Source organism: Streptomyces sp. NPDC019937 (genome assembly GCF_040631655.1).
Lineage (GTDB): Bacteria > Actinomycetota > Actinomycetes > Streptomycetales > Streptomycetaceae > Streptomyces.
In genome coordinates this window covers 130,945-149,869 of record NZ_JBEYAL010000013.1, presented here as the reverse complement: position 1 = coordinate 149,869, position 18,925 = coordinate 130,945, and the positions used below count along the sequence as shown (strand labels likewise).

Here is an 18,925-nt window from a genome sequence, read left to right as displayed (position 1 = left end):
CTGTTAGTCTTCCGGTGAACCGGACAAGATCGGACCACCGCCGAGCGGCCCCGTGCCCGCACACCCCGACGACTGACGCACATCGCCCTGCGAAGCCACTTCGACGTTGAGGTCGTCCACACGGCGGCCGGGCGGGAATCTCATGGCCCTGGACGAAACCGGCACCGAACTCCCCCTTTCCGAGGCGCAGTCGGGCGTGTGGCTGGCCGAGCGGTCCCGGCCCGACCTGACCTCGCCCTACCTCTGGGGCGAGTACACCGACATCACCGGCCCGCTCGACACCGACGTCCTCGTGGCCGCCGTCCGGCAGGCCGTGCGCGAGACCGAAGCCCTCCACGTCCGCTTCACCGAGGCGCCCGACGGGCGGCCGGTCCAGCGTGTGGCCCGCCCGCGCTCCGTCCCCCTTCCGGTGCGCGACCTGCGGCACGAGCCCGACCCGTGCGCGACGGCCCTGGACTGGATGCGCGAGGAGCTGTCCCGGCCCGTCGACCTGTCCGAGGGCGAGCTGTTCGACGGCGCGGTCCTGCGCGTCGCCGACCACCGCCATCTGCTGTTCACGCGGGTGCACCACATCGTCCTCGACGGCTTCGGCATGACGCTCTTCTCGCGCCGCGTCGCCGACCTCTACGGCAGCCTGCTCGACGGCGGCCCGATACCGGGGACCGGCTGGAGTCCGCTCCGGGCCGTCCTCGACGAGGACCGCGCCTACCGCGCCTCACCGCACTGGAAGGCCGACCGGCGGTGGTGGCTCGACCATATGGAAGGCCATCCGGGGTTCCTCAGCCTGGCCCCGCGCCCCGCCCCGGTGCCGGCCGCGTCGCTGCGGCTGACCAGCACCCTGCCCGAAGCGGAATTCGCCCGACTGCGCTCGGCCGCACGGGACATGGGGCAGCGCTGGTCGCGGCTCGTCATCGCGGCGACCGCCGTCTTCGTCCACGCGATGACCGGCAGCCGGGACATCGTCCTCAGCCTGCCGGTCACCGGGCGGGTCAGCGAGCGGAGCCGGCAGGTGCCCGGCATGGCGGCCAACGTGCTGCCGCTGCGCCTGTCCGTCGACCCCGCCGCCCCCTTCACCGACCTGGCGGCCCGGGCCGACGAGGCGATCGCCCGCGTCCAGCGGCACCAGCGCTACCGGGGCGAGCAACTGCGCCGCGACCTGGGCTACCCCCAGGACGGGCGGCGCTTCTTCGGGCCCGTCCTCAACATCCAGCGCTTCGCCTACGGGCTGCGCTTCGGGCCCGCCACCGCCACCGTGCACAACGTCCAGGCGCCGCCCTCGGAGGACCTGTCCCTGGTGGCGTACGACCGTGGCGACGGCCCGCTCACCATCGACGCCGACGCCAACCCGGCCAACCACTCCCCGGAGTTGCTGCGCGACGCCGCCGACCGCTTCCTGCGCGTGCTGCGCCAGGCCGCCACCCGCCCGGGCCGGACCCCGGTGGCGCGTTACGCCGTCACCTCGGCCGCCGAGCGCGACCGGATCGGGGTGGCGGGCAGCGGGCGGCCACAGCGGCACACCGGACCGGCGCGCACGGCGCTCGCCCGGTTCCAGGACCATGCCGCCGCCACCCCCGAGGCGTTCGCCGTGCGCTCGGCCGCCACCGGCGAGCGGCTCACCTACCGTCAGCTCGACGCCCGCGCCACCGCCCTCGCGGCCCGGCTGACCGCGGCGGGCGTCACCGCCGAGACGCCGGTGGGCCTCCTCCTCGAGCGCTCGCCCGATCTCGTCGTCGCCGTACTGGGCGTGGTCAAGGCGGGCGCCGCGTATCTGCCCCTGCACCGCGCGGACGGCCCCAGCCGCCTGGCCGCGATCGCCGCCGGAGCCGGGGCACGGTTCCTGATCACCGACACCACGACCCGCGACGACGACATCGCCGCGTGGTTCCGCGACCGGGGGCACCACACCCTCGTCGTCGGCGACGAGCCGTCCACCCCGCCGTATCAGCCGCCGACCGTCCACCCGGACCACCTCGCGTGCGTGATGTACACCTCGGGCTCGACCGGCGCCCCGAAGGGCGTCGCGATCACCCACGGCAACCTCGTTCGGCTCGCCTCCGACCGCTGGTGGAGCGAAGGCGGCGCGGAGCGGGTGCTGCTGCACTCCCCACACGCCTTCGACGCGCTCACCCTGGAGCTGTGGGTGCCGCTGCTCACCGGCGGAGAGATCGTCATCGCCCCACCGGGCCGTACGGACCTCGGCGTGCTGGGCGAGGTCATCGCCGCGCACCGCGTCACCGGGCTGTGGCTGACGGCCGGTCTGTTCGCGGCGCTCGCCGAGGAGGACCCGGGGTGCCTTTCCGGCGTCCGCCAGGTGTGGACCGGCGGCGACGTGGTCGCGCCCGAGGCCGTACGGCGCGTCCGCGCCGCGCACCGGGCCCCCGCCGTCGTCAACGGCTACGGACCCACCGAGACCACCGTCTTCGCCACCCGGCACCCGGTGGACCACCTCCCCGAGCACACCGCGTCGGTGCCCATCGGCGGCCCGCTCGACGGCACCGGGGTGCACCTCCTCGACGACGCGCTGCGCCCCGTCCCGCCCGGCGTCACCGGAGAGGTCTACCTCTCCGGCACCGGGCTCGCCCGCGGCTATCTCGGCGCGCCGCGCCGGACCGCGGAGCGCTTCGTGGCCTGCCCGTTCGGCCCGCCCGGCGCCCGGATGTACCGCACCGGAGACCTCGCCCGCTGGAACCCGGACCGGACCCTCGACTTCGCGGGCCGCGCCGACAGTCAGGTCAAACTGCGCGGCTACCGCGTCGAACCCGGCGAGATCGACGCCGCGCTCTGCCGCCACCCCGACGTGACCCGGGCCGCCACCGTGCTCCGCGAGGACCGGCCCGGCGAGCGCGGGCTCGTGTCGTACGTCGTCACCCATGCGGTCGGCGTGGACGAGTTGAAGCGCCACGCCGCCGAGCACCTTCCGGCGTTCATGGTGCCCTCGGCGATCGTCCCCGTCGAACGGCTCCCCCTCACCCGCAACGGCAAGCTCGACCGCGCCGCGCTGCCCGCGCCGCCCACCCCGCGACGCGACGGCACGCACGGCGGCGGCGGCGACGCGGACCGGCGGCCCCGTACGCCCGCCGAGGACACGCTCACCGCGCTGTTCCGCGAGGTGCTGGGCGAGCAGGACATCCCGCCGGAGACCGGCTTCTTCACCCTGGGCGGCGACAGCATCCTGGCGATCCACCTGGTCAGCCGGGCCAGGCGGGCGGGCCTCCCGCTCACCTCCCAGGACGTCTTCCGCCACCCCACGGTCGCCGCGCTGGCCGCCACGCTGGCAGACCGTTCCGCCCCGCCGAGTGTCCCGCCGAGCGGCACCGACACCGCCGACGACGACCCGACGGTGGAGCCGACTCCGGTGATGCACTGGCTGCGGAGGCGCGGCGGCCCCGTGGCCGGGTTCGCGCAGTCGGTGAGCCTGCGCACCCCCGCCGGGCTGGACACCCCGGGGCTGCGCGGCCTCCTCCAGGCGCTGCTCGACCGCCACGCCATGCTGCGCCTCCGGCTGACCCCACGCGGCTCCGCCTGGGAGCTTCGCACCGAAGCCCATGGGCGGCCCGGCCTGGTCCGGCACGACGTGGGCCGGCTGGACGGGGACGCGCTGCGGGCCCTCGTACGGGAGCGCGCCGCGCGGGCCCGGGAGCGGCTGGACCCCACGGCGGGGCGCGTGGTGCACGCGGAGTGGTTCGACGTCGGGGCGGACCGGCCCGGCACCCTCGTCCTCGCCGTGCACCACCTCGCCGTCGACGGGGTGTCGTGGCGCGTGCTCCTCGACGACCTGCGGGACGCCTGGTGCGCGGTACGGGACGGCCGGGCCCCCACGGCGCCACCGGACGGCACCTCCTTCGCGGCGTGGAGCCGCGCGCTCGCGGCCCACGCGCAGGACGCCCCGGTGCTGGCCGAACTCCCGTACTGGACCCGGGTCGCCGACGCGGCGGGCCGCCTCGCGGCGGATCTGCGGCTGGATCCGGCGCGCGACACCGAGGCCACGCGACGGCGGCACACCCGTACCCTCCCGGCCGCCGTCACCGCGGCCCTGACCGAGCGGGCCCCCGCCGCCTTCGGCGCCTCGCTCAACGACCTGCTGCTGACCGCGTTCGTCCGGGCGGTGGCGGAGTGGCGGGGGAGCGGCGGCTCGGCCGTCGGCCTGGAGCTGGAGGGCCACGGCCGGGAGGAGTTCGCCGACGGCCTCGAACTGTCCCGCACGGTCGGCTGGTTCACCACCCTCCACCCCGCCCTGCTCGACGCCGGTGACGGGGACACGCCCTGGGACCGCGCCGTGGACCAGGTCCGTACGGCACTGAGCGCCGTACCCGCCCACGGCCTCGGCCACGGACTGCTGCGCCACCTCAACCCGCGGACCGCCGCCCGGCTGGCCGCCCCCGCCCCGCCGCCGATCGCCTTCAACTACCTCGGCCGCTTCGACGCGGGCGGCGAGCGCGACTGGAGCCAGCGGGACGGCGTCCTCGCGTCCAGCGCGCCGCGCGACCTGCCGCTGGCGCACGCCATCGAACTCGACGCCGTGATCGCCGACCACCCCGAAGGCCCCCGGCTCACCGCCATGTGGTCCTGGGCCGGAAAGGTGCTGGACGACGCCCGCCTGGCATCCCTGGCCGACCGCTGGTTCACCCACCTCACCGCCCTGGCCGCCCACGCGGACGGCCCGCCCCCGGCACCCGTGGCCGAGCCCGGGGGCCAGGTGCTGCCGCTGCCGCCCCTCGCCCAGGGGCTGCTGTTCCACTCGCAGTACGAGCACGGCGAGAGCGGCGGCGCCGACCCGTATCTGGTCCAGTTCGTCTTCGAGCTGACCGGCGCGCTCGACGTCACCGCCCTGCGGGAGGCCGTGCACGCGCTGCTGCGCAGGCACCCGAACCTGGCCGCCGGGTTCCGGCCGGACTCCGACGGACGGCCCGTGCAGGTGTGGCCGGAGCGGATCGACGTCGCGTGGCGGGAGGAACGGGTGGCGTCGGCCCGGGAAGAGGCGGCCTTCCTCGACCGGGACCGGCGGCTGCGGTTCGACCTGGCCCGGCCCCCGGCGCTGCGCGCGACCCTGCTGCGCACCGGCACACCGCGCCGGCACGTGCTCGTGCTGACGGCACACCACATCCTGCTGGACGGCTGGTCCTGGCCCATCGCCGTACGGGAGCTGTTCACCCTCTACGCGGGCGGGACGCCGCCCGCCGTCACTCCGTACCGCACCTTCCTGGACTGGCTCGGCGGCCGCGACGCCGACGCCGACGAGGCCGCGTGGCGCGCCGTGCTGTCCGGCCTGGACGGCCCCACCCTGATCGCCGGGGACCGGAGCCGGACCGCCGACCGGGACACCACCGGCACCACCGGCCACGCCCGCCTCCACGCCGAGCTGGACGCCGACGCGACGGGCGCGCTGCGGCGGGCGGCCCGCGCGCACGGGCTGACCGTCAGCACGCTCGTGCGGCTGGGCTGGGCGATGCTGCTGGGCGCCCACACCGGCCGCGACGACGTGGTGTTCGGCACCACGGTCTCCGGCCGCCCGCCCGAGCTGCCCGGCGTGGAGAACATCGTCGGCCTGCTGATCAACACCATCCCGGTCCGGGTCCGCCTCGACCCCTCCCGCACCGTCGAGGAGACGCTGCGCGCGCTGCGCGACCAGCAGCTCGCCGTCGTCGAGCACCAGCACGCCGACCTCACCCGGCTGCAGCGCCTCGCCGGATACGGGGAACTGTTCGACACCCTGGTCGTGTTCGAGAACTACCCCCTCGACGCCGGCGCCCTGCGGGACGTCGCGCCCGGCATCGAGATCAGCGGGCTGCGGGTGCTGGACAGCACGCACTACCCGCTGACGCTCGCCGTCCTGCCCGGCGACCAGGAGCGGCTGCGGCTCCAGCTCGACCACCGCACCACGGTCCTGGACGGGGACACCGCCCGGCGGCTCCTCGACCGGTTCGGCGCGCTGCTGCGCCGTATCGCCGCCGCGCCCGGCGCCCGGCTCGCCGACATCGGCCTGCTGCTGCCGGACGAGCGGACACCCCGGCATCCGGTCACCGATCCGGCACCGGCCCGCCCCACCCTGCCCGCGCTGTTCGAGGCACAGGCGGCGGCGCGACCCGACGCCCCCGCGCTGACCGACGGCGAACACACCCTCACCTACCGGCAGGTGAACGAGCGGGCGAACCGCCTCGCCCGGCTGCTCATGGCCCGCGGCGCGGGCCCCGGCCGGCTCGTCGCCCTCGCCCTGCCGCGCGGCGCGGGCCTGGTGACCGCGGTCCTCGCCGTGCTCAAGTCCGGCGCCGGCTATCTGCCGCTGGACCCGGCCACCCCGCCCGAGCGCGTCCGCCAGGTGCTGGGCGAGGCGGACCCGCCCCTGGCCGTCGGCACGGCCGGTACCGCGGCCCTGCTGCCGCCCGTCCGGGACCGGTTGCTGCTGGACGACCCGGAGGTGGCCGCCGCCCTGGCCACGGGCCCGGCCGGTGACCCCGGCCGGTGCACCGACCCGCGCACCACCGCGTACGTGATCCACACCTCCGGTTCGACCGGCACCCCCAAGGGCGTCGTGGTCACGCACGACAACGTCGTACGGCTGCTGGACACCACCGATGAGCGCTTCGGCTTCGGGCCGGGCGATGTGCACGCCCTGTTCCACTCGTACGCCTTCGACGTGTCCGTATGGGAGCTGTGGGCGGCCCTCGGCCGTGGCGGGCGGCTCGTCGTCGTACCGCACACGGTCAGCCGGTCGCCGCGCGACCTGTGGCGGTTGCTGGTCCGCGAGCGGGTCACCGCCCTGTGCCAGACGCCGTCGGCGTTCTACCAACTCGCCGAGGCGGCCGCCGGCATGGAGCGGGAGACCGGCGCGCCGCCGGGACACGCGCTGCGCGTCGTGGTCTTCGCCGGAGAGGCCCTGGACCCGCGCCGCGTCCGCGCCTGGTACCCCGAGGGCCCCGGCGCGCCCGGCAGCCCCCGGCTCGTGAACATGTACGGCATCACCGAGACCACCGTGCACTCCACGTACGCCGAGCTGACCGACCCGGCCGACACCCGCGGCGCCATCGGGGAACCGCTCGCCGACCTGCGGCTTCATCTGCTCGACCACGCGCTGCGGCCCGTACCGCCCGGCTGCCCCGGCGAGATCCACCTCTCCGGCCCCGGCGTGGCGCGCGGCTACCTCGGCCGCCCGGCGCTGACCGCGACCCGCTTCGTGGCCGACCCCTTCGGCCCGCCCGGCGCCCGGATGTACCGTTCGGGAGATCTGGCGCGGCGGTGGCCGGACGGCACGCTGGAGTACCTGGGCCGCACCGACCACCAGGTGAAGATCCGCGGTTTCCGGATCGAACCGGGCGAGATCGAGGCCGTCCTGGAGCGTCACCCCGATGTCGCCCGGGCCGCCGTCCTCGCCCTGCCCGCCGAGAACAGCGGCGCCCGGCTCGTGGCGTACGCCGTGCCCGCGGCGGAGGACACCCCACTCGACCCCGCCGCGCTGCGCCACCACATGGCCGCCCACCTGCCCGGCTACATGGTGCCCGGTTTCGTGGTGCCGATCGCCCGGCTGCCGCTGACCCGCAACGGCAAACTCGACCGGCACGCCCTGCCCGCCCCCACCGAGGGCCTGCGGGCCGGGGCCGGGCGGGCGCCCGCCACCGACGTGGAGCGGTTCCTGTGCCGCGCCTTCGCCGACACGCTCGGCGTGCCCGAAGTCGGCGTGGACGACGGCTTCTTCGACCTCGGCGGCCACTCGCTGCTGGCCACCCAGCTCATCAACAAGATCCGCGCGGGCCTCGGCGCCGACCTCGGCATCCGCACGCTGTTCGACGCGCCCACCGTCGCCGCGCTCGCCCCGCGCGTCACCCCCTCGCCCGGGGCGGCCCGGCCGCCGCTGCGCCCCGGCCCCCGCCCGGACCGCGTACCGCTGTCGTACGCCCAGGCCCGCCTGTGGTTCCTCCACCAGTTCGAGGACGCGGGCCCGACGTACCACATGCCCTTCGCCGTGGCGCTCGACGGACCGCTGGACACCGAGGCGCTGCGCGCCGCCCTCCTGGACGTGATGACCCGGCACGAGATCCTGCGCACCGTCGTGGACGTCCACGACGGCGAACCCCGGCAGCGCCCGACGACCCCCGCCGCGCCGCCCTTGGAGACGGCGGAGCTGGACGGGGCAGTCGAGGCGGACCTGGCCGGGCGGCTCGCCGGCGACGCCGCCCGCCCCTTCGACCTGACCGCCGGACCGCCCCTGCGGGCCACGCTGTACGGGCTGGGGCCCCACCGACACGTCCTGATGCTGCTGCTCCACCACATCGCGGCCGACGGCTGGTCACTGGCCCCGCTCACCCGCGACCTCTCGGCCGCCTACCGGGCCAGGGTCGCGGGGCACGCCCCGCGGTGGGAGCCGCTGCCCGCGCAGTACGCGGACTTCACCCTCTGGCAGCGGGACCTGCCCACCGACGACGACGTCGCGTACTGGACGCGTGCCCTGAGCGGCATCCCGCAGGTGCTGCCCCTGCCCGCCGACCATCCGCGCCCGCCCGCCCTCTCGCACCGCGGCGGCACCGTCCCGGTGACCCTGGACGCCGCACTGCACCGGGGGCTCGCCGACCTCGCCCACGCGCACGGCGCGAGTGTGTTCATGGTGCTGCACGCCGCGATCGCCGCCCTGCTGTCCGGGCTCGGCGCGGGCGAGGACATCCCGGTCGGCACCCCGGTCGCAGGCCGCCACGACGCGGCGCTGCACGACACCGTCGGCAGCTTCGTCAACACGCTGGTGCTGCGCACCGACCTGTCCGGCACGCCGACCTTCGCCGAGCTGCTGCGCCGGGTGCGCACGGCCGACCTGGACGCCTTCGACCACCAGGAGCTGCCGTTCGAGCGGCTGGTGGAGATCCTCAACCCGCCGCGGTCCACCGCCCACCACCCCGTCTTCCAGGTGATGCTGGCCTTCCAGGACACGCCTCCCGCCGACCTCGACCTGCCCGGGATCACCGCGCGGCCGGTGCCGGTGCACGGCGACCGGGCCCGGCTGGACCTGCTGTGGAGCCTGCGGCAGGAGTACGACGCGACGGGCGCGCCCGCGGGCGTGGCCGGGGTGCTGGAGTTCAACGCCGACCTGTTCACCCCGAGCACGGCGGACGCGCTGAACGAGCGGCTGGCCCGACTGCTGCGCGCCGCCGTGGCCGACCCCGGCCGGGCCGTCGCGGACCTGCCGCTGCTCACGGAGGACGAGGAGCGACGGACCGTCACCACCTGGAACGACACCGTGGAGGACGTTCCAGGGGCGGGCGTGGCCGAGCTGTTCGCCGCCCGGGCCCGCCGTACCCCGCACGCGCCCGCCGTGATCGGGGCCACGGAGACGCTGGACTTCCGGCAGCTCGCCGAACGGGTCGCGGACCTGGCCCGGACGCTACGGGCGCGCGGCGCGGGCCCGGGCCGGCTGGTCGCCGTCGGGCTGCCGCGCGACACGGCCCTGATCACGGCGTGCCTGGCCGTGCTGTCCACCGGGGCCGCGTATCTGCCGTTCGACCCCGAGCTGCCGCCCGACCGGATCGCCGCCCTGCTCGCCGACGCCCGCCCCGCCCTCGTCCTGCGCGCCCCGGACACCGGCGGCACCGGCGGCACGGGCGACACCGGCGGTCAGCCGTGGACGCTCACCGCCGGACCGGCCGCCACCCCACCCGGTCCGGCCCTGCTGCCCGGCGACGCCGCGTACGCGATCCACACCTCCGGCTCCACCGGCCACCCGAAGGCCGTCGTCGTCCCGCACGCCGCGCTGGCGAACCTGCTGGCGACCATGCGCCACCGCCTCGGTGTCCACGAAGGCGACCGCGTCCTCGCCGCCGCACCCGCCAACTTCGACATGTCGGTGCCCGAGCTGTTCCTCGGCCCCGTCACCGGCGCCGCCACGGTGGTCGCCGACGCCGCCACGCTCCGCGACCCGGACGCCCTGCTCGCCCTCCTGGCCCGGCACCGCGTCACCGTCATGCAGGCCACCCCCTCGCGCTGGCGGATCCTGGCCGACCGGCGGCCGGGTGTGCTGCGCGGCATGCGCGCGGTGATCGGCGGCGAGGCCGTCCCCGGCCCGCTCGCCGAAACCCTCACCGGCCTCGGCTGCCGCCTGTTCGCCTACTACGGCCCCACCGAGACCACCGTCTGGTCCGCCTGCCACCCGGTCGACGGCCCCCAGGAGCCCGGAGTGCCGCTGGGCCGGCCCGTCGCCAACACGCGCGCGTACGTCCTGGGCCCCCGGCTGCGGCCCGTGCCGCCCGGCGCCATCGGCGATCTGTATCTGGCGGGCGCCGGCCTCGCCCACGGCTATCTGCACCGCCCGTCGCTCACGGCGCGGCGCTTCGTCCCCGACCCCTTCGGCCCGCCCGGCGCCCTCATGTACCGCACCGGCGACCTGGCCTCGTGGCGGGCCGATGGCACGCTGCGCTTCCACGGCCGCGACGACGACCAGATCAAACTGCGCGGCCACCGCGTCGAACTCGGCGAGGTCGAAGCGGCGTTGGCCACGCATCCCCGGGTGCGGGCCGCCGCCGCGGCGGTGTGGGACGTGGGCCCGGACGAGCGTCGGCTGGTCGGGTACGTCGTGGGCCACCCGTCCCGGGCCGACCTCGACTCCGTACGGGACCACCTGGCCGCGCGGCTGCCCGGCTATATGCTCCCGGCCCGCCTCCACCCGCTCGACCGCCTCCCGCTGACCCGCAACGGCAAGGTGGACCGGCGTGCGCTGCCCGAGCCGGACTGGGGGAGCGGCACCGGTGGCCGGGCGCCGGGCACGCTGCGGGAGGAGACGCTGTGCCGGCTGTTCGCCGAGGTGCTGGGCGTGCCCCGGGTCGGCGCCACGGACAGCTTCTTCGCCCTGGGCGGCCACTCGCTGAGCGCCACCCGGCTCGTCACCCGCATCCGTGACGTACTGGGTCTGCGGCCCACCGTCCGCGACCTGTTCGAGGCGGCCACCCCGGCCACGCTCGCCGCGCGCCTCGACGACGGCACCCCCACCACCCGGGGCCACCTCATCGCGTACCGCGCCACCGGCGAGGCGGCGCCGGTGTTCTGTGTGCACCCCCTGAGCGGCATCGGCTGGCTGTACGCCGGGCTGCTGCACCACCTCGACCGCGCCCATCCGCTCTACGCGTTCCGGGGCGAGGGCCCCGGTGGCGTCCGCGCACTGCCGTCCAGCGTCGAGGAGATGGCCGCGCGGTACGTGGACGAGCTGCGGTCGGTACGCCCGCACGGCCCGTACCACCTGATCGGCTGGTCCTTCGGCGGGCTCGTCGTCCACGCCATGGCCGTGCGGCTGCGGGAGCTGGGCGTCGCGCCGGGGCTGGTGTGCGTCGTCGACACCCTGCCACCCGGCGACGACGGGGGCGACGGGGACGGCGCCGGTGAACACATCGACGAGGAACGGATCCACCGCATCCTGGTGACCGCCGCGGGACACGACGAGCGCCGCTTCCCGCCCGGCGGGCTGGACTTCGCCGCCGTCACCGCCCTGCTCCGCACCGAGGGCAGCGCGCTGTCGACCCTCACCGAAGACGACATCGGCCGCATCGTCGCGGTGGCGAAGAACAACGCCCGGCTGCTGCGCGGCTACCGGCCCCCCGTCCTGGACGGCGACGCCGTCCACGTGGCCGGGGCCGGAAACCGCACGGCGCTGGAGAAGGCGTGGCGCCCGCTGGTCACCGGCGCGCTCACGCTCCACGAAGTGGCCGGCGACCACGAGCGGATCATGCAGCGCCGGCACATCGGCGACTTCGGCCGGATCCTCACCGAAGAACTGCGGCGCCACGACCGCCAGAACCGGATCACCCGCACCGCCCGAGGGACGGAGAACCCATGACATCCGTGGCGCAGCGCGCCCCGCTGGACACGACAGAACTGGCGCAACGCTTCCGCGCGGAGCTGCTGGGCCTGGACACCCTTCCGGCAGGCGCCCGCGTCGTCATCCGGCTCCCGCACGGCGCACCCCTGGCCGGGGCCCTGCTCACCTGCTTCGACCTGCGGCTCGTCGCCGTGCCGCAACACCCGCGCACCTCCGACGCGGAGCTGGCCGCCACCGTGCGGCGCGTGGACGCCTCGGCCGTCATCGACACCCCAGCCGACCACGCGCACCCGATCGGACTGCGGATCCTCCCCGGGGCGCCCGCCGAGCCCGATCCCGGCGCGGCGGAGCTGGCGTTCATCATGTTCACCTCCGGCTCCACCGGCGTCCCCAAGGGCGTGATGCTCAGCCGCCGCGCCGTCCTCGGCAACGCCGCCAAGACGGCGCGGCTGCACCGCTTCGCCCCCGACCGCCCGCACGGCACCTGCCTGCCGCTGTACCACTGCAACGCGCTCGTGATGTCGCTCATCGGTGCCCACATCACGCACACCCCGCTGATCCTGCACACCGCCTTCGACCCCGAACGCTATCTGCGCGACCTCGCGGCGGGTGGCGCCCGCACCGCCTCGATCGTCCCCGCCCTCCTCACGGAGCTGGTGGAGGCCGCACCCGCCTGGCCGGACGGCCTGGACTATCTGATCACCGCGGCCGCCCCGCTCACCGGCGACCTCGCCCGGCGCTTCCACCAGCGCTACGGGCCCAGGCTCCGCCAGGGCTACGGGCTCACCGAAGCGGTCAACTTCAGCCTCACCATGCCCCAGCTGACCGGCGAGGACTTCACGGCCCAGTACCTCGACCGCTTCCCGCCGGTCGGACTCCCGCTGCCCGACACCGAGGTGCGGCTCGAATCCGGCGAGGTGTGGATCAGAACGCCGGACATGATGAACGGCTACTGGCGCGACCCGGCCGCCACCGCCCAGGCCTTCGCCCCCGGCGGCTGGCTGCGCACCGGCGACCTCGGAGAGCTGCGCGACGGCCTGCTCGTGCTCAGGGGCCGCGCCAAGGAGCGCATCGACCGGGGCGGCGAGAAGCACTACCCGCTGGACGTGGAGCGCACCTGGCACGACGCGGGCCTGCGCGGCCGGTTCGCCGCCGTCCCCGTGGCCGAGGCCGCCCTCGGCCATGAGACCGGCCTCGTCACCGACGGCCCTCCCGCCGGCACCCTCGACGCGGTGCGCACCGTGTGCGAGCGGGCCGCCGTGCGCCCCGCCGCCGTCCGGTGGGGCGGCTTCCTCGCCACCGCCACCGGCAAACCGCAGCGCACCGCGATGGGCCGCACCCTGGCCGTGCGGCGGATCTCCGCCGTCCGCTACGAACGGCTGCTGCGCTACGCCGCCGTCACCGCCCGCACCCTGCTCGGCACCGGCCCCGCACCCTCCCCGGACCTGCCCTCGGGCGATCTGCACCGCGCGCTGCGCGCGATCGCGCCGTACGCCGTGTACGAGCTGGTCCCCACCGGTGAGGAGCCCGTCTTCGCCGCCTTCGACTTCCTGCGCGACCACATGCGCGCACACGGGCTGTGGGAGCCGCTGCCGGAAGCCGAGAAGGCGCGGTGGCGCGAGCGGCTGCGGTCCCAGTGGCCCCTGACGGAATACGCCGCCCTCGCCGCCGACATCTGCGCCACCGAAGGCATCGCACCCGAGATATCGGACGCACCGCGGTTCGGCACGTGGTGGGAGTCCGGGGACGGCGGGCTGCGGCTGCTGCCCCATGCCCCGGCCGCCACCACCGACGGCGTGCCATGGGCGCTCGACTACCTGTGGCGCTGTCTCGCGGACGACCACGGGACAGCCCGTGCCGACCGCTGGACCTGGGCGGGGCGGTCGCGCACCGGCCCCTCGGCCGCGGTGGGCTTCTCCGCGCTGCGATCCGGCCGCCACGACCTGGGCGGCGTCGTATGGGAATCACAACCGAGGGAGTGACATGCAGGAGCAGGACACCAAGTCCGCGCTGAACATCGCCACATGGGCGCAGAAGTCGATACGCCCCGACCACACCGGACTGCACGTGGAGCACGCCCCGCTGCCGGTCCCGGTGCACGGCACGTCGAACGCCAGCGGGCGCGAACTGGTGACCAACGGAGCCATCGGCGCCGACCTGATCCGGCTGCCCGCGGGCGCCGGGTTCGTCCCGCACACCCACCCCGGCCACCACATCCTGACCGTGGTGGCCGGTATCGGCACCATCACCTACGACGGCCGCATCCATGAGACCCAGGCCGGGCAGACCCTGCTGATCGAAGGCGGCATCCCGCACGCGGTCGGCGCGATCACCGACCATCTGATCCTCGCCGTCGGCGCGCCGCACAAGCGGATCGGCGCGGACGACCGGATGACTCCGGTGGCGTACGAGGAAGTGGTCGCCGACGACGGCGAGCTGACCTGCATGCTCTGCCTGTGTACGGCCGGTCCGCCGCGCTTCCTGCACTCCGTGGGCTGTCCGCACTGTCCCTGCCGGGCGTGTGCGGGCATGCCCGGCGAGAACGGTTAGGCAGCGAATGGCCGGCCTGGGCCTCCCCGCCGTACGGCGGGGAGGCCCATGACAAGGAGCTGACCGGGAAGAGGACGGAGCAGGCCCTCCCGGCCCGCCGCGCCCGGCGGGCCGGGCATCGGGGCCCGCTCCGGCCTCATCCGTGGCGGAGGAAGCCCTCACCCGTGGACGACCTGCCCCGGATCGCCTCCTGGTGCCGCGACCAGCGCCACCAGGACGCGCAACTCGCCGACCTGCGGCGCCTGGTCGAGCAGGAGTCGCCCAGCGACGACAAGGAGCCGCTCGACGCCACCGCCGGCCTGCTCGAGGAGCTGCTGGCCGAGCGGCTGGGCCCGCCGAGCCGTACGGTACGTCACCGGAACCCGGACCTCGGCGACGTCATCGAGGCCGAGTACGCGGGCGCCCCCGGCACCCTGGTCACCGTCGTCGGCCACTACGACACCGTCTGGCCGGCCGGGACCCTCGCCGGGTGGCCGTTCACCGTCGACGGCGGCCGGGCCGGCGGCCCCGGCGTCTTCGACATGAAGGCAGGTCTGGCCCAGGGAATCTGGGCCCTGCGCGCCCTGCGCGAACTCGGGCTGCCCCGGCCCACCGTGCGCTTCGTGTTCAACGGCGACGAGGAGATGGGCAGCGTCACGTCCCGGCCGTACATCGAACGGGCGACCGACGACGCGAACGCCACGCTCGTCCTGGAACCCGGCGGGGAGTGGGGCGTCAAGACGGGCCGCAAGGGCGTGGGCATCTTCACCGTCACCGCGACCGGCATGGAGGCCCACGCCGGTCTGGACCCTACCAAGGGCGCCAGCGCCATCCACGGGCTGTCCGACGTCATCCAGCAGCTCACCGCCGCCGCGGACCTCCCGCGGGACGACGGTCAACGTCGGCCGCATCAGCGGCGGCACCGCGCGCAACGTCGCCGCGGGCGAGGCGTCCTGCCTGATCGACCTCCGCGTGAGCACCCGGGCCGAGACCGACCGGATGGACCGGGTCCTGGCCGGGCTGCACGCCACCGACCCACGGGTGGCCATCGCCGTCGAGGGCCACTGGTCCCGGCCGCCGATGCGCCCCGACGCCGCCGCCGACCGCCTGTTCGCCGTCGCCGACGAGGCGCCCGCCCACCTCCGCGCCCCGCTCGCCCCGCTCCACGTCGGCGGCGGCAGCGACGCCAACTTCGTGGCCGCCCTCGGCCGCCCGGTGCTGTGCGGCATGGGCGGCACGGGCGACGGCGCGCACGCCCGGCACGAGCGCGTGCTCCTCGACGACCTGCCCGACCGCACCGCCCTCACCACCGGCACCCTGCTGCGCCTGGCCGGGGCGTAGGGGGTGTCTTTCGGATCAGGCCGGATCAGGGAGCGGGGTCAGGGGGCACCTCCCAGCGGTAGCTGGGGGCGCGTGCGATCGCAAGGCGGAGGAGGAGAGCGCAGCGGCGCTGCGTGCGACGACGACAACGCGGCGAGCGTGCGTGCCAGGGCCGGCGAGCCCGGCATGATCCGGAAGACACCCCCCAGGACACCGCGCGGCCCCGGCGACTCCTGGAGCCCGGGGCCCTCGGCGGGACCACCGGACTGATCAAAGGTGCAGGCGGGTTACCATATGAGCACCGCCTAGCTCGAAAGATGAACTGTGACTGCCAACGAGGACTCGTTCACCAACTGGAACACCCGCGAGGAGATCGCGGAGTCGATGATCCCGATCATCGGGAAGCTGCACCGGGAGCGGGACGTCACCGTCCTGCTTCACAGCCGCTCCCTGGTGAACAAGTCGGTGGTCAGCATCCTCAAGACCCACCGGTTCGCCCGGCAGATCGCCGGCGACGAACTGTCGGTCACCGAGACACTGCCGTTCCTGCAGGCCCTCACCACGCTCGATCTCGGCCCGTCCCAGATCGACATCGGCATGCTCGCCGCCACGTACAAGACCGACGACCGCGGTCTGTCGGTGGAGGAGTTCACGGCCGAGGCCGTGGCCGGTGCCACCGGTGCCAACAAGATCGAGCGCCGCGAGGGGCGTGACGTCGTCCTCTACGGGTTCGGCCGCATCGGGCGGCTCGTGGCCCGTCTGCTCATCGAGAAGGCCGGGTCCGGCAACGGCCTGCGGCTGCGCGCCATCGTCGTCCGCGGAGGCGGCAGCCGGGCCGCGGACGATCTGGTCAAGCGCGCCTCGCTGCTGCGCCGTGACTCCATCCACGGCCAGTTCCAGGGCACGATCACCGTCGACGAGGCGAACAGCAAGATCGTCGCCAATGGCAACGAGATCAAGGTGATCTACGCCGACGATCCGACGTCGGTGGACTACACGGCGCACGGCATCAAGGACGCCATCCTCATCGACAACACCGGCAAGTGGCGCGACCGCGAGGGCCTGTCCAAGCACCTGCGTCCCGGCGTTTCCAAGGTCGTCCTCACCGCGCCGGGCAAGGGTGACGTGCCCAACATCGTCCATGGCGTCAACCACGACACGATCAAGCCGGACGAGCAGATCCTGTCCTGCGCGTCCTGCACCACCAACGCCATCGTCCCGCCGCTGAAGGCGATGGAGGACGAGTACGGCGTCCTGCGCGGCCACGTGGAAACCGTCCACTCGTTCACCAACGACCAGAACCTGCTGGACAACCACCACAACTCCGACCGCCGTGGCCGCTCGGCGCCGCTCAACATGGTCATCACCGAGACCGGTGCCGCGTCCGCCGTCGCCAAGGCGCTGCCCGACCTCAAGGCGAAGATCACCGGCAGCTCGATCCGGGTCCCGGTGCCGAACGTCTCGATCGCGATCCTCAACCTCCAGCTCGCGCGCGAGACCACCCGCGAGGAGGTCCTCGACCACCTGCGCGATGTGTCGCTGACCTCGCCGCTCAAGCGCCAGATCGACTTCATCAGCGCGCCCGACGCGGTGTCGAGCGACTTCATCGGCTCGCGCCACGCCTCGATCATCGACGCCGGTGCCACCAAGGTCGACGGCGACAACGCGATCCTCTACCTCTGGTACGACAACGAGTTCGGCTACTCCTGCCAGGTCATCCGCGTCGTCCAGCACGTGTCCGGGGTGGAGTACCCGACCTACCCCGCCCCGGTGGTCTGATCGGCAAGCCGACCGCTACGCGTCCGGGACCTCCAGCGCGCTGATCCGCTGGGCACCGTCCGCGGCCCCGGGGCGCGCGCTCACTAGGTCCAGCCGCAGCCGTGGGGTGCGCACCGGGTCGAAGGTGATGACGCTCGCGGCGTCGGAGGAGGTGGCCCAGGCCACCTTCGCTCCGGACACGGGCACATAGTCGCGGCCGTCCCAGGCGGAGACCGTGATCGAGGCGGGCAGGGAGTGCGTCGCGTCGAGGGTGAAGGACACCTCGACGCGGCGCACTCGGCGTTTCCTGGCCCAGGTCACCGAGACCCAGTCGCTCTCGCGGGGCCCCGTTGAAGGCCGGGAGCAGGGATGTGGCGGCCTTGGCGACGGCGTTGGACCAGCCCGTGGCCCAATCGCCGTCCAGCATGGCGGCCGGCAGCGTGGTGAGCGAGCCCGAGTAGCCGGCGTCGGCCAGCGGGTAGGTCGGTGTGGCGGGGCCGTAGTCGTGGGCGGTCTTGCCGGTGCGCCAGCAGTCGAAGGCCTCGACCATCATGACGACGCCGAGCCGTTCGCACACCTCGACCACCTCGGGCGCGGGCGGATTGTGCGAGGTGCGCAGGACGTTGACGCCCATGCTCTTCATGATGGTCAGCTGGCGCAGCGCGGCGTCGGCGTGGAACGCGGCGCCGAGCGCCCCCAGGTCGTGATGGAGATTGACGCCCTGGAGCTTGGTGTATTGGCCGTTGAGGGTGAGGCCGTGGTCGGGGTCGATGGTGACGTGGCGGATGCCGAAGGGGGTGCGGTAGCGGTCGGTGGTCCGGTCCCCGGTCCGTAGCTCGGTCTCCAGGGTGTAGCGCTGGGGTATGTCGAGGGACCACAGCCGTGGTGAGTCGACGGTCATCTCCTGGGTGGCGTCGCGGGTGGTGTCGGCGCCGACGGTGAGGGTGGAGCGGGCGTGGGTGACCGTGCGGCCGTCGGGGTCCTTGAGGGTGGAGAGGACGGTGAGGGACTTCTCATCGCCCGACGCGTTGACGACGCTGGTGCGGTACGCGTCCATGTACACGCCGTCGAACTCGACGGAGATCCGCTTGCCCGCGGCCCCGGGTGGCAGTGTGAAGGACTTGCGGTACCAGCCGAGCCCGCCGGGCAGGAAGCCGGTGCCGCCCGTGGTGCCGTGCTCGGTGGTCGGTGTGCGTTCGATGCTCCAGTCGTGCGGAATGGCGACCGTACGCCATGCGGAGTCGTCGTGGCCGGGCTCATGGGCGTTGTCGTAGTCGCCGCTCGGGTCGGCGTTCCCGTCCGGGGTGGCGAGGGCGAAGCGCCAGCCGTCGGAGAGCGGAAGGGTCCGGCCGCCGAGGGCGCGGGAGGGTGCCGCGCCGGATGCCGGGGTGGCGGTGACGAGCGCCCCGGCCACGGGGGCGGCGGTGCCTGCGATCAGTAACGATCTCCGGGTGACCGCCACGGCGATCTCCCCTCCTCGATGGTGAGGCGCAATCGGGTCAGCGTGCGCCGGGTCCCGTCAGAGCGCGGGGC

The 18,925-nt window shown here is 74.8% G+C and carries 6 protein-coding genes and 2 pseudogenes; 6 read left to right on the top strand and 2 right to left on the bottom strand.

Annotated elements, in window-relative coordinates; all coding sequences use genetic code 11:
• Positions 1-142 precede the first annotated feature (142 nt).
• Genes ABZ562_RS15675 through ABZ562_RS15665 form a run of 3 tightly spaced genes read left to right on the top strand, consistent with a single transcriptional unit; the run spans position 143 to position 14,335 of the window.
• A complete protein-coding gene (locus ABZ562_RS15675) occupies positions 143-11,803 on the top strand; it encodes an amino acid adenylation domain-containing protein (protein WP_361478760.1) in 11,661 nt (3,886 codons plus the stop codon).
• On the top strand, positions 11,800-13,767 hold the full coding sequence (locus tag ABZ562_RS15670; protein ID WP_361478757.1) for a class I adenylate-forming enzyme family protein: 1,968 nt from the start codon (positions 11,800-11,802) through the stop codon (positions 13,765-13,767). The genes ABZ562_RS15675 and ABZ562_RS15670 overlap by 4 nt, the downstream gene beginning before the upstream one ends.
• Before the next feature lies 1 nt (position 13,768).
• The gene (locus ABZ562_RS15665; RefSeq protein WP_361478754.1) at positions 13,769-14,335 is read left to right on the top strand and encodes a cupin domain-containing protein; all 567 of its coding nucleotides are present in this window, start codon (positions 13,769-13,771) and stop codon (positions 14,333-14,335) included.
• 158 nt (positions 14,336-14,493) lie between these two features.
• Here the strand turns inward: ABZ562_RS15665 and ABZ562_RS15660 are convergent, their stop codons facing one another.
• Positions 14,494-14,769 carry a hypothetical protein gene (locus tag ABZ562_RS15660; protein WP_361478901.1) on the bottom strand — a complete coding sequence of 92 codons (276 nt, stop codon included), beginning with the start codon at positions 14,767-14,769 and terminating at the stop codon, positions 14,494-14,496.
• Between ABZ562_RS15660 and ABZ562_RS15655 the strand changes: the two are divergent.
• The 3 genes and pseudogenes from ABZ562_RS15655 to ABZ562_RS15645 form a co-directional block, all read left to right on the top strand.
• Positions 14,650-15,126 (top strand): annotated as a pseudogene (locus ABZ562_RS15655) (M20/M25/M40 family metallo-hydrolase); the annotation flags it as partial. The gene ABZ562_RS15660 and the pseudogene ABZ562_RS15655 overlap by 120 nt on opposite strands.
• Before the next feature lie 97 nt (positions 15,127-15,223).
• On the top strand, positions 15,224-15,655 hold the full coding sequence (locus ABZ562_RS15650) for a M20/M25/M40 family metallo-hydrolase (protein ID WP_361478892.1): 432 nt from the start codon (positions 15,224-15,226) through the stop codon (positions 15,653-15,655).
• Between the two features lie 303 nt (positions 15,656-15,958).
• Positions 15,959-17,413 (top strand): glyceraldehyde-3-phosphate dehydrogenase, encoded by a 1,455-nt coding sequence (locus ABZ562_RS15645; protein ID WP_361478751.1) that lies wholly within the window; start codon positions 15,959-15,961, stop codon positions 17,411-17,413.
• Positions 17,414-17,428: 15 nt separating this feature from the next.
• Here the strand turns inward: ABZ562_RS15645 and ABZ562_RS15640 are convergent.
• Positions 17,429-18,854: pseudogene (locus ABZ562_RS15640) on the bottom strand (glycoside hydrolase family 2 TIM barrel-domain containing protein).
• Positions 18,855-18,925 lie beyond the last annotated feature (71 nt).